This window comes from Burkholderia puraquae, assembly GCF_002099195.1.
GTDB lineage: Bacteria > Pseudomonadota > Gammaproteobacteria > Burkholderiales > Burkholderiaceae > Burkholderia > Burkholderia puraquae.
Genome location: NZ_NBYX01000007.1, coordinates 91,577 through 104,106, shown reverse-complemented (window position 1 = coordinate 104,106; position 12,530 = coordinate 91,577). Strand labels below are relative to the sequence as shown.

Genomic DNA, 12,530 nt, shown 5'->3' with positions numbered 1-12,530 from the left:
AACGAACGCATGAGTGCTCCATTTGAACTGACCGGCGACCTGATGGATCTGACGAGCTACCCGGCCTGGCTGCGCGACGTGGTCGGCGCGACCGACGAGCTGAAGGCTCGTGTCCGTGCGCATCCCGTGTTCGCGGCGATGAGCGGCGGGACGCTGCGCGCGTCGCAACTGCGCGCGTTCTTCGTGACCGGCTGGGCGGTGGTCAGCCAGTTTCCGGAATACATGGCGATGAACCTGGTGAAGACCGCTGCCTATCGATCGCGCGGCGACGAGAAGGCGCGGCGCTATCTGATCCGCAATATCCGCGTCGAACAGAACCACGTCGATCACTGGGCCAACTGGGCTGCGGAATCGGGCGTGACGATCGACATGCTGCTGCGCGGCGATGCGCCGCTGGCTGGATTCGCGCTGAGCCACTGGTGCTGGAAAAGCAGCAGCACCGACGCGCTCGCGCCGAGCATCGCAGCGACCAACTATGCGATCGAAGGCGTGACCGGCGAGTGGAGTGCGTTGCTGTGCGCATCGCCGTATGAACGGCAGTTCGACCCGGCCGTGCGGCATCGCGCGATGCGCTGGCTCAAACTGCATGCCGACTACGACGACCGGCATCCATGGGAAGCGCTCGACATCGTCGCGACGCTGCTCGGCCAGTCGCCCGAGGCCCGCGACGTGCGGGACGTCGAGGCGTCGATCCGCAAGAGCCTGAGCTACTTATTGACGAGTCTCGATTGCTGCATGCATGTGTAGTTGTCTGCGCCGCATGCCCGCGGGTACGTGCTGGCCGCGCCCGGCCGCTCCGGCCGGAAGGGGGGGCGTCGTGACGTCGCGATACGCCGCGCGGGCCGTCGTGCTGGACGATTTTCCATGGCCACCCACGTTCTCGTCGTAGAGCCCGATCCGCGCATGCGCGACCGGATCCGCGCGCCCCTGCGCGGCTGCCAAATCGCTACGTCGGCGCTCGACGACGTGTCGCTGCTGCTGGCGCACGTGACGGCCACGCCGCCCACCCTGATCGTGATGCGGGTCGAACGGCCGACCACGACGTTCTACATGGCGCTCGGTGCGCTGCGGCGCGCCGGTCACGACATGCCGGTGATCGTGATCAGCCGCGACGCGCAGGTGGTCGACAAGGTCGTTGCGCTCGAGATCGGCGCGGACGACTATCTGGTGGAGCCCTTCGACCCGATGGAACTGATCGCACGCGTGCGCAGCGCGATGCGCCGCTACGCGCCGCACCGTCCCGCGTCGGTGTGCGGGCCGGTGAGCCCCGAATCCTACGCATTCGGCGACATCGAGGTGAATTTCGTCACGCGGCGCGCCACCCGCGCGGGACACGACCTCGGGTTGCGTGCCAGCGAATTCGCGCTTCTCGCGCTGTTCATCTCGCAGCCGATGCGCGTCCTGTCGCGCGCGGAGATTCTCGCGCTCCTGGGGCTGAGCGCGGCCGGGCGCTCCGAGCGCGGGCTCGACGTGCTGATCTTCCGGCTGCGCAACCTGGTCGAGCAGGCGGTCGGCGATTATCGATACATCCGCACCGTGCGCGGGAAGGGCTACATTTTCGTGCCGCTCGGCACGCTGGCAGACGACGCGGCCCCGTCGCCGCACGCGTGAGCGGGGCGCAGCCCGTTCCGGCTCAGGATTCGGCGGAAACCGACACCCCGAGAACAGCGTTCTCGCGCTACGTCTTCATGCAGGCCCGCTCGGTCCGCTCCAACGTCCGATAAGGGCGGGGAGATTTTCGCGGACCAAGGTCCCAAAGCCCCGTGTATGTCCGACACGCGCTAGCGGCACCGTGTGCAAGCGCATCGTCAATTTCCACGTTTTCCTTATCCGCCAAAGGCTACGACCTTCGACACTGCGTAACGGTCAAAACGGGGAAACACAAGTAGCAAAACCAACCTTGAAACCGGACATTTTTAAATGGCTGGAAGGTGGACATCTGAATCCGGGTGTGACATTTGAAGGGGGCGGGTTCTGTTGTTTCTGGCGGATCGCAGTTGCTCCCGCGAACGAGCAGGCCGTGCCCAATCGGATCGGATCGAGCTTGCCTAGATATTTGACCCGACCCTAATTTATCGATAATTTAGCTTATGTCAAATTACTTGGAATTCCTAAACACTAGTGATCGTTTCATCGGGTACCCGCGCAAACTCATCGACTCGCCAACGAATCAGAAAGTCACCAAGATCAGGTGCCTGACACGGTCTCAACTTTCGCCTGCTCACCCGTACCCGATGCTCGACAGATTAATCGCGCGCCCTCAACGTCTTCCTTCCTGGATCCTTCAAGCAGCTAATCCCGGCGATGATGCATCCGTGACATCCGGGTTGAACCGGGTCATGCAGTTCAGGTCAAGTGCGCGTATCTGCTCAGTCATGAAGTCGACGAAGATACGAATGCGCGTCGGCAGATGTTGCCGACTGAGATAGCAGATATAGTGGCCGCGATCTTCCGGCACATGCTTTGCCAGCGCGACAACAAGCTCGTTCGATGCGAGGTGGTCGCGAACCTGATAGCCCGCCATCTGCGCGATACCCGATCCGTGTAGAACCGCCTGCAACACCAGATCAGCGTCATTGAACGTCAGGCGGGACGTCGGCAAGTATTTTTGTACTCGGCCATCGACGTTGAATTCCCATTCGAATACGCGGCCGCTGGCAAAACGGAAGTTGATGCACTCGTGCCGGTCGAGATCCTCCAGGTTCTGCGGGAGCCCATGCCTTGCCACGTACGACGGCGCCGCGCAAAGCGCCATCTGCATCGGAATCAGTTGTCGCGCAATGATGCTGGAGTCCTCGATGCGGCCATTGCGGAACGCCACGTCGATCCGTTCCGACACCAAGTCGATTGGCCGGTCGTCGAGCAATAGATCGAAGACGATGTCGGGGTACGCCTGCGCAAACGTTTCCAGCAACGGCGCGACGATTTTCCGGCCGAACCCCACCGCTGAACTGATACGGATCAGGCCTCGCGGCGGCCCCTGCCGCAGTTCCAGCATGTCGTTCATTGCCTCAACGATCTGCGCGACGCCCTGGTTGCAGTTCTCGAAGAACCGCTGACCCTCGCACGTGAGCTCGGTCATGCGCGTGGTGCGCTGAAACAGCCGCGTACTCAACTGCGCCTCGAGCTTCTGGACGTTCCGACTGACGGCGGGCCGGCCAACGCCGAGAAGCTCGGCGGCTTTTGTGAAACTGCCTTCGCTCGCCACCGCGACGAACGCAAGAATCCCCGCGTAGCTCGCACCGAAGCTCGCCGAGAGTGCATCGGCACGACTGGCCAAGTCGCGACGAGCACCGTGCTCCGCTGTATCCGATTGATTCATTTCCGCTTCCTCAGACATGTCGCTCACTCCGATTGCCCGTCTCCGGCATGCGCCAACGAACCGCTATACGTGCGAACGCGAATCAGCTCCGTGCGAGCCACTGGTCGAGACCGATGCGGCCGAGTCGCGCATCGCCGAGCGGCACCAGTGATTTCTCCTCGACGCGGCCGCCGTAGTAACGGGCGTCGCGATCGGTCACCACCGTACGCGTATCGCCGACCGACTTCAGATACCGCGCGACGATCTCCGCGAACGGTGCGCGATCCGGGCCCGCGATCTCGACCGTGCCGTTCTGCGGCCCGGCGAGCGCGGCCTGCGCGACGAGCGCCGACACGTCTTCCGCGGCGATCGGCTGAAACAGGCCGTCGCCGATGCGGACCGTGCCGTCTTGCGTGCCGAAATCCGCGATGCCGCCGATGAATTCCATGAACTGCGTCGCGCGCACGATCGTGTACGGCACGCCCGCCACTTCGATCGCCTGTTCCTGCGCGACCTTGGCCAGGAAATAGCCGTTCTCCGGCATCCGGTCGCAACCGACGATCGACAGCGCGACGTGATGGCGCACGCCCGCGGCCACTTCGACCTTGCCGAGATTGCGTGTCGACGTGCGGAAGAAGTCCAGTACCGCCTGCGGTTCCCACGACGGCGCATTCGCCACGTCCACGACGACGTCCGCGCCCGTCAATGCGTCGGTCAGGCCTTCGCCCGTGATGGTATTGACGCCGGTGCGTGGCGAGGCGGCCAGCGCCTGGTGGCCGGCTTCGGTGAGCAGCGTGACGACACGCGAGCCGATCAGGCCCGAACCGCCGATGACAACGATCTTCATCGCAAAATCTCCTGACGAATGGGTGTGATGGGAATGCGACGCGGCCGTGAAAAGTGCCGGATCCGATGCAGGCAGCGATGGCCGTCGCATCACGTGGCGCAATTGTGGAAGAATCATGTCCTATCCATAAGTGCCAAGAATCGTCGATCGGACTGATCCAAGCCCTGTCCGCTCTCCGTTACCCACGAGACCGTGATGCCTGAGCAAACGCCCCCACTAACCATCGAGATCGACCGGCAACAACAGTTGCCGATCTATCTGCAGATTTGCGAGCGGTTCAGAACCGCGATCGCCGCGGGTCATCTGCGTCCCGGCGACCGGGTGCCCGCACTACGCGGCCTCGCGACGCAACTGAACACCGCGCGCGGCACCGTCGAACAGGCTTACACGATCCTGGTCGACGAGGGATACCTGCAAATGCGCGGCGCGGCAGGCACGTTCGTGTCGCCGTCGCTGCCGAAATCGGTGACGCGGCCAACGCCCGAGCGTGCCGACGATGCCGACCTCTTCCACGCGTCGGGCATGTCGCGCGACAATCAGCCACCGCGGCGTCCGCAGCCGATCGCCGTCGCGATGAGCGGCGAGCCGCGTCCGCTGCAACCAGGCGTCCCTGCGCTCGATGCGTTTCCACGCAAGGTCTGGCACCGGCTCGTGTCGCTGCGCGCGAGCAGTGGCGAACGCGCACTATTGGGCTACCCGAATCCGGCCGGTTACCGGCCGCTGCGCGAACACATCGCGACCTATCTGGCGCTGTCGCGCGGCGTGACCTGCATGCCGGAACAGGTATTCATCACGAGCGGCTATCGCGCCACGCTGGAACTCGTGCTGCGCAGCCTCGCGCGTCCGAACGACCGTGTGTGGTTCGAGGATCCCGGCTATCTGCTCGCGCGCAGTTTCCTTTCCGAGACCGGCGTGCAACTCGTTCCGGTGCCGGTGGGCCCCGAAGGGATCGACGTCGAGCGCGGCATGCAACTGGACGCCCAGGCACGTTTCGCCCTGGTGACGCCGTCGCACCAGAGCCCGCTCGGGCACACGCTGTCGCTCGCCCGGCGTATTGCGCTGCTGGATTGGGCCGAGAAAACGTCGGGCTGGATCGTCGAGGACGACTACGACAGCGAGTTTCGCTATGTCGGCCGCCCGCTGCAGGCGCTGAAGAGCCTCGACCGGCGCGATCGCGTGATCTATTGCAGTACCTTCAGCAAGGCGATGTACCCCGGCTTGCGGCTCGCGTACACGGTCGTGCCGGAGCGCGCGGTGGAGCGCGTCGAACGCGTGGCATGCAGCATGAATGCCGGCTCGCCGACGCTCTTGCAGGCGGCTCTGGCGGATTTCATCGAACAGGGGCACTTTGCCCGGCATCTGAAGCGGATGCGTGCGCTGTACGGCGAGCGCCGCACGCTGATCGTGCACGCATTGCGGCAGGCGTTCGGCGAGCGGCTCATCGTCGAATTGCCGCCTGGCGGCATTCAGTTCGCGGTGCGGTTCGCGGAGGGGCCTGGCGGTCCAGTCGACGACGTCGCCGTTGCGGCGCGTGCCCGCGACGCGGGGCTCGCGGTCCTGCCGCTTTCGATCTGGTATACGAACAGCCTCACGCAGCAAACGCCGCGCGGCCTCATCATCGGGTTCGCGAACATCGCCGATGCCGATGAAGCGTGCCGCCTCGCACAAACACTGCGGACCTGCCTGGACCGCTGACGCGCATCACGCCGCAACGGCGTACGTCATTTCGAATCGGCAACCGGTGGCGCCGGGTGACGCGCGGGAATGCGTGGCGGCGAAGAGTGTGCCCGAGTCCGGATTGGTGTCCAACGGGAAACATACAATCACCCCGCACGGACATACCGCCGCCGTTCGCGCTCCTCTAGCATGGGGGCGTCTTTCTCCCGTCGACAAACCCCAATCGGGCTGCGCCGGAAGAACGCCGCATTCATCATACGATAGTTCGCCCCACCCGATTTCTTGAAGATGCCATCTGCCCGGGCGGTGCAGCCCCCGCCGCAAGACACTTCGACGAATGAATGACCGAGGGTCGGAGCGCGTCGTCGAACTCGAGCACGCACCATGGATGACAAGAAGCTGCAGGCCCCTCCGCTTTCCCTCCTCGACCGGTATCGGGGCCGGGATTTTCAGCCTCTGTATACAACGACTGTCACCGTAACTGGTGGCGAGACGGGGCACGGCCGCGCATCCGGGGTGGCCCGCTCCGACGATGGAAATCTCGCTGTCGATCTGCGCCTTCCCACCGAGTTCGGCGGGCCCGGTAACGGAACCAATCCCGAGCAGTTGTTCGCGGCGGGCTTCGCCGCGTGCTTCCACGGTGCGCTGAACCTGCTCGAGAAACGCGCCGACATGGAGATCACCGATACGGTCGTGGAGGTGCAGGTTTCGTTTGGCCGCGACCCCATGGACGGCGGCTATGCATTGCTCGTCGATGTCCGGGTCCGGATGCCCGGTATCGATCGCAGCATCGCGGAAGAGATGGTTCGAACCGCGGAGCGCTTGTGCCCGTATGCAAAGATGGCCAAACAAGGCACCGTCAATATCGTGACCGTCGTCGACTGAATCGCCGCCTGCCGGGCGGCAGAGGCGTCGCCCGTGGAAGACGCGCAGTGCCGCTGCCGCGCGCCAAACCGCCCCCGTCGCGCGTCGCGCGTCGCGCGACACGTGCGGGGGCACCGGCTGGTCAGCCGACGGAGACCGGCGGCTTACCTGCCGCCAGCGCCTCGGCACGATTCGGCGCCGGCGGATAGATCCACTGCGTGTTGATCATTTGCTTGCGCGCTTTTCCTTCCGCGTGCGTCAACTTGATCTCACGGTCCCAGCCTTCCGAGTAAACAGCGCCCCATTCGCCCAGGTCGACGCATGTCGCATAGAACGGCTGCGTGTACTTCAGCGTCGGCAAACCAATCAGATCCGCGGCGACGTTGTGCCCGCCGAATTGCCCCATCACGATCGCGTGCTGGCACGACATCAGTGCATAGTGCCCTTCCTCATCGCTGCGCGCTCGCGCCACGTCGCCCGCCACGAACACGTGCGGCGCTTCTGCGACACGAAGATCCGGCGCGACCTCGACACGTCCAAGCGGGTCGAGATGCGAGGAGACTTGCGCCGTCAGCGGACTGGCCTGCATGCCGCCTGCCCAGATCACGGTCATGGCTTCGATGTGCGTGCCCGATGCGGTGCGAACACCGTCCGCCCCTACCGACACGACGCGCGATCCGAGTACGGCCTCGATGCCCAGCGAGTCGAACGCTTCAGCGACGTAAGGCCGTGGATTGGGGCCGAGATCGGGGCCAATTTCGGCCTGCGCGCCGAGCACGACTACGCGAATCGTCGCGTCCGGGCCGAACCGCTCGCGCAATCGATGCGGCAACTCGGTGGCGACCTCGATACCCGTGAAACCGCAGCCCACGACCGCGACGGTATTGCGTGCCGGCGAATCCGGCAGTTTCGCCAGCGCAGCGAAGTGCTCATCGAGCGCGACCGCGTCCTCGATACGATCGACCGAGAACGCGTGCTCTGCCAGCCCCGGTACCGGCGGCCTGCCCAGCTTGCTGCCGCTGGTCAACAACAACCTGTCATACGCGAGCAAACGCTTTTGACCGTTGGAGCAAGCCACGCTCACCGTCTTCTCCTGAACGGCAATCTCTTCGACACTACCCTCGAGAAACTTCACGCCGACGGCGTCGAGCAGCGGCAGCAGCGGCGCGGCCATGCGTTGCGGCTCGCTTTCGTACAGCCGCGGCCGGATCTGCAATTCCGGTTTCGGCGAGATCAACGTGATTTCGACGTCACTGCCCGTCACACCGGCATCGTCCAGCACGCGAGCTGCGCCCAGTGCGCCCCACACGCCGGCGAAGCCAGCACCCACTATCAAGATCTTCTGCGACATGATGATTGCCCTCGGTTGGAAAATTGCGATGTCGACGGATGCCGGTTGCAAGCCAGGCAAACAAAACGCAAACGTCGTCGCGCGGAATCATCGTAGGTTGCCGCAGCATTGCGCAGTAGATCCGCAAGCGTGCTCACGGTGTTGCCTCTTAGGCACCAATCGATCACATCCCGGCCGAATCGATCGCAGGCATGATGCGTGACGAAAGATCGCGCGTAGCCAAGCGCTGCACTCGTCAACCACCTGAGCCATCGATGAGGCAAATAAAATGCATCTCGGGAAATCGTACAAACTATCGGAATTTCTGATCTGGACTCGCTGGAAAATCTACGAACTCCTCATTTTCGGTTCCGTCCCGGTCGTTCTGTATCAGTTCTTTTCAGTCACATGGCTGTCGATCCCCCTGACGATCGTAGCGCTCCTCGGAACCGCGACATCGTTCATCGTCGGCTTCAAGAACGTCCAGACGTACAACCGGGCAATGGATGCGCTGGAAATCTGGACCGATATCCTGAGCAAGAGCCGCCGCTGGGGGCAAATTACGCGCGACTTCGTGACGGACGAAGAGATTGCCCGAAAGCTGGTCTATCGACACCTCGCCTGGCTGACCGCACTGCGATATGACCTGCGTCGCCCTCGTATCTGGGAAAGCACGAACAAGCGCTACAACGCGGAGTACCGCCGCTTCTACCGCGTGCCGGAATGGGAAAACGACATCAAGGAATTGTTGCCGAAATACTTGTCCCCCTCCGAAGCGGAACAAGCGCTCTCTTCTGCCTCCATCACGACATTCGTGCTGAGCCTGCAAGGCACTTCGCTCAGGATGCTTCATCTTGCCGGCCATCTGAACACGAATTTCTACATGGAACTTCAGAAAACCATCGGGGACTTCATCGATCTCCAGTCCCGAGCGGAACGATTCAAGAATTTTCCCTATCCACGCCAATACGCGACCGTCAGCTCCCTGTTCGTCCGATTTTTCTGCCTGTCGCTTCCGTTCGGTCTTCTGAACGAATTCAACCGGCTCAACGACAGCGTGATCGGCTTCATGCACGGCAACATGATCTGGCTGGTCGTGCCATGCAGTGTCGCCGTGTCGTGGATGTACACGTCGCTCGACCAGGTTGGCGAAAGCACGGAGAACCCGTTCGAAGGTGGCGCGAACGACGTTCCCATCTCGACGTTGTGCGGCACGATCGAGCGAGACCTGAAAGCGATGCTCGGGGAGCATGCCGTCGCATCGTCGAGCCATACCGTCATCGCGTTATAGCGAATCCGGCGCCACCCCGGCGGGCATCGTGCCGCCCGCTCATCGCGCCTCCGATTGTTGTCGCCGAGACAACACGGTGAGGTCCACTGCGACGCTACTGCCGCAAGGTCACATCGCCTACGCTTGGTGCTGACGGTGACCAACCATGCTGCCGGACCCGCCCGGAAACAAACAGGACACCGCAAGCGCAACACGCGACCGTGCTCCGCAAATCTGCGCAGCGTCGCGCCTCCTCCCGTCGATGGCCGCGTCGTCCGAGGCCGTCGCGACGGATATGACCCAGCACTTCACCAACCGAGGAACGACCCATGACCGAAGAAGACATCCGCGACAACGCCTTTGCCATGCCCGTGCACAACCCGGCGTATCCGCGCCCGCCCTTCCGGTTCATCAATCGGGAGTACTTCATCATCTCGTATGAGACGGACATGGACGCGCTCCGCGCCGTCGTTCCGGAACCGCTGACGGTCGACCGTGCCATCGTCCACTACGAATTCATCCGCATGCCGGATTCGTCGGGGTTCGGCGACTACACGGAGAGCGGCCAGGTGATCTCCGTTCTCGACGAGGACGGCAATCGGGCCAATTTCACGCACGCGATGTACCTCGACGACGAAGGCCCGATCGCAGCCGGACGCGAGATCTGGGGATTTCCCAAGAAGCTGGCGTCGCCGACGCTCTGCGTCGATGGCAAGGACACGCTGCTCGGCACGCTCGACTACGGCACGCAACGCATCGCCACCGGAACGATGGGCTACAAGTATCGCGCGCTCGACACGGCGCTGGAACGCCTCAAGCTCGCCGACACGCCCAACTACCTGCTCAAGGTCATCCCGCACGTCGATGGATCGGCCCGCATTTGCGAACTGGTGCGCTTCTTTCTGCGCGATGTCGACGTGATCGGTGCATGGGAAGGGCCTGCCGCGCTCGAGCTGCACCCGCATGCACTCGCATCGGTTGCCGATCTGCCGGTTCGCAAGGTGATCGGCGCCCGCCACCTCATTGCAAATCTCACGCTCGACATCGGCGAAGTGGCTTACGACTATCTCGCCCCTGCCGAGTCGCTGAAACTCGCAGTCAACCAATAAGCTCCCGGAGGTCGCATGGCACTGAATGGCAAGATCGCGCTCGTGACGGGCGCGGCAAGCGGCATCGGCGAAGTGTGCGCGCGCAAGCTCGCGACGGACGGCGCGACGGTCGTGATCGCGGACCTGAATGTCGAGGCAGCGCGAAAGGTTGCCGACGACATCGTCGCCAACGGCGGCAACGCGTTGGCAATCGCCATGGACGTCACCAGCGAGGAAGCCGTCGACGCGGGGCTGGCCGAAACGGTGAGCCGGCTGGGTGGAATCGACGTGCTCGTGTCGAACGCCGGCATCCAGATCGTCAACCGGATCGAGGATTACGCCTTTTCCGACTGGAAGAAGATGCTGGCCATCCACCTCGATGGCGCATTCCTGACGACCCGGGCCGCCATCCGGCACATGTATGCATCGAACAAGGGCGGCACGGTGATCTACATGGGATCGGTGCATTCGCACGAGGCCTCGCCGCTCAAATCCGCCTACGTGACCGCGAAACACGGGTTGCTCGGTCTCGCGCGGGTGGTCGCGAAAGAAGGCGGACCACGCGGCGTGCGCGCCAATGTCGTGTGCCCGGGATTCGTCAGAACCCCGCTGGTCGACAAGCAGATCCCCGAGCAAGCGAAGGCCCTCGGGATCTCCGAGCAGCAGGTCGTCAGCGACGTGATGCTGAAGGAGACGGTCGACGGCGAATTCACGTCGCTGGCTGATGTCGCGAACACGGTTGCGTTCCTGGCCGGCTTCGAGTCGAGCGCGCTCACCGGGCAATCGATCGTCGTCAGCCATGGCTGGTTCATGCAGTAAGGAGAACATCATGCATTCGAGCCAGCGTAACAAGCTGAAGCAGCCCCATCGCATCAAGCTCCCCGCCTATGACGAAATCGGGCTCGTGCTGCAGGGCGGCGGCGCACTCGGCTCCTATCAGGCCGGTGTCTATGAAGGCATGGCCGAAGCCGGCGTGGAGCCGACGCGAATCGCTGGCGTTTCGATCGGGGCGCTCAACACCGCGATCATCGCCGGCAATGCGCCCGCGGATCGAGCGGAAGCGCTGCGCGGCTTCTGGAACACCATCAGCCAGCCGACCGATCCGTTCTCACACCTCGGCGTGTGCATGTCGGCGTGGCCCGGTCTTGAAGACATCGGGCGCAGGTGGTCGAGCGCATGGTCCGCAACGCGTACGTTGATGGAAGGTCAGGACGGCTTCTTCGCCCCGCGCACGCATGTGCCTTTCGCAGGGGGCGGCAGGAAGCGCCCCGATCAGGTCAGCTATTACGACACGTCGGCATTGCGTGAAACGCTGTTGCGGTACGCGAACTTCGATCGCATCAACGACGGGAACATTCGAGTATCCGTCGGGGCCGTCAATGTTCGAACGGGCAATCTCGTCTATTTCGACAATTCGAAAATGCGCCTCGCGCCGGAACATTTCATCGCCTCCGGCGCGCTGCCGCCGGGTTTTCCGGCCGTCGAGATCGATGGCGAGTTCTACTGGGACGGCGGACTGGTTTCCAACACGCCGCTGACCGAGATCATCCGGGAAAGCCAGCACAAGGACACGCTCGTTTTCCAGATCGATCTGTGGAGCTCGCGCGGCAAGCTGCCGGGCGATTTCCTCGATGTCAGCGAGCGCACCAAGGACATTCAGTATTCGAGCCGCACGCGCGCCATCACAGCGTTCATGTCGCAGAACCAGAAGCATGCGCAGATGATCAAGGCGCTGCTCGAGCACATTCCCGAACACGTGCGGCTTGCGCACCCGTTGTTGCGGGAGGCGCAGAAGACGGCCGATGGAAGCGCAGTGAACGTCGTGCACCTGATCTACAAGAACAAGGTGTTCGAAGGGCACTACAAGGACTATGAGTTCAGCAGGGACACGATGCGCGAGCATTGGGCGAGCGGCCTCGAGGACATTCGGCGTTCGTTTGGGCATCCCGACTGGTTCGATATCCCGAACCGCGAAATCGGCTTCGTCACGCGGGACGTGCACCGCTACCGGCAGGACGTCGACGAAACGGGCGGCCAGCGCACCGACGCTGTTCCGGCAGTGAATCACCCGCATGACAAAGAGCCGTCGGTTGCCAGGTAATACGTAGCGACGCGCTGCCGCGCCGCACGTTTGCGGTGGGGGTGAAGGCCAC

General features: G+C 63.3%; 11 protein-coding genes. 8 read left to right on the top strand and 3 right to left on the bottom strand.

What is annotated here, in order from left to right:
- Nucleotides 1-9: 9 nt before the first annotated feature.
- A complete protein-coding gene (locus tag B7G54_RS15965; protein ID WP_085039921.1) occupies nucleotides 10-747 on the top strand; it encodes an iron-containing redox enzyme family protein in 738 nt (245 codons plus the stop codon).
- A 117-nt stretch (nucleotides 748-864) separates the two neighbouring features.
- Nucleotides 865-1,611, top strand: a complete 747-nt coding sequence (locus B7G54_RS15960) for a winged helix-turn-helix domain-containing protein (protein WP_085039920.1) — start codon at nucleotides 865-867, stop codon at nucleotides 1,609-1,611.
- Nucleotides 1,612-2,284: 673 nt separating this feature from the next.
- Here the strand turns inward: B7G54_RS15960 and B7G54_RS15955 are convergent.
- Nucleotides 2,285-3,322: a LysR family transcriptional regulator gene (locus B7G54_RS15955; RefSeq protein WP_085040084.1), complete on the bottom strand. Its 1,038-nt coding sequence runs from the start codon at nucleotides 3,320-3,322 to the stop codon at nucleotides 2,285-2,287.
- An 82-nt stretch (nucleotides 3,323-3,404) separates the two neighbouring features.
- Nucleotides 3,405-4,148 carry an SDR family oxidoreductase gene (locus B7G54_RS15950; RefSeq protein ID WP_085039919.1) on the bottom strand — a complete coding sequence of 248 codons (744 nt, stop codon included), beginning with the start codon at nucleotides 4,146-4,148 and terminating at the stop codon, nucleotides 3,405-3,407.
- Nucleotides 4,149-4,343: 195 nt separating this feature from the next.
- On the opposite strand from B7G54_RS15950, the gene pdxR reads away from it, so the two are divergent.
- Both pdxR and B7G54_RS15940 read left to right on the top strand, forming a co-directional pair.
- Entirely contained in the window at nucleotides 4,344-5,843 is a 1,500-nt protein-coding gene (pdxR, locus tag B7G54_RS15945; protein ID WP_085039918.1) for a MocR-like pyridoxine biosynthesis transcription factor PdxR, read from the top strand.
- 366 nt (nucleotides 5,844-6,209) lie between these two features.
- Nucleotides 6,210-6,710: an Ohr family peroxiredoxin gene (locus tag B7G54_RS15940; RefSeq protein WP_085039917.1), complete on the top strand. Its 501-nt coding sequence runs from the start codon at nucleotides 6,210-6,212 to the stop codon at nucleotides 6,708-6,710.
- A 121-nt stretch (nucleotides 6,711-6,831) separates the two neighbouring features.
- Here B7G54_RS15940 and B7G54_RS15935 read toward each other — a convergent pair whose 3' ends face one another.
- Nucleotides 6,832-8,040, bottom strand: a complete 1,209-nt coding sequence (locus tag B7G54_RS15935) for an NAD(P)/FAD-dependent oxidoreductase (protein ID WP_085039916.1) — start codon at nucleotides 8,038-8,040, stop codon at nucleotides 6,832-6,834.
- A 268-nt stretch (nucleotides 8,041-8,308) separates the two neighbouring features.
- Here B7G54_RS15935 and B7G54_RS15930 point away from each other — a divergent pair, with 268 nt between their 5' ends.
- The 4 genes from B7G54_RS15930 (at nucleotide 8,309) to B7G54_RS15915 (ending at nucleotide 12,478) form a co-directional block, all read left to right on the top strand.
- Nucleotides 8,309-9,310, top strand: coding sequence for a bestrophin family protein (locus tag B7G54_RS15930; protein WP_085039915.1), 1,002 nt, complete (start codon nucleotides 8,309-8,311; stop codon nucleotides 9,308-9,310).
- Nucleotides 9,311-9,618: 308 nt separating this feature from the next.
- Complete coding sequence (locus B7G54_RS15925) at nucleotides 9,619-10,398, top strand: acetoacetate decarboxylase (RefSeq protein WP_085039914.1); 780 nt, start codon at nucleotides 9,619-9,621, stop codon at nucleotides 10,396-10,398.
- Between the two features lie 15 nt (nucleotides 10,399-10,413).
- A complete protein-coding gene (locus tag B7G54_RS15920) occupies nucleotides 10,414-11,196 on the top strand; it encodes a 3-hydroxybutyrate dehydrogenase (RefSeq protein ID WP_085039913.1) in 783 nt (260 codons plus the stop codon).
- A gap of 10 nt (nucleotides 11,197-11,206) precedes the next feature.
- Nucleotides 11,207-12,478 (top strand): DUF3734 domain-containing protein, encoded by a 1,272-nt coding sequence (locus tag B7G54_RS15915; RefSeq protein WP_085039912.1) that lies wholly within the window; start codon nucleotides 11,207-11,209, stop codon nucleotides 12,476-12,478.
- Nucleotides 12,479-12,530: the final 52 nt, after the last annotated feature.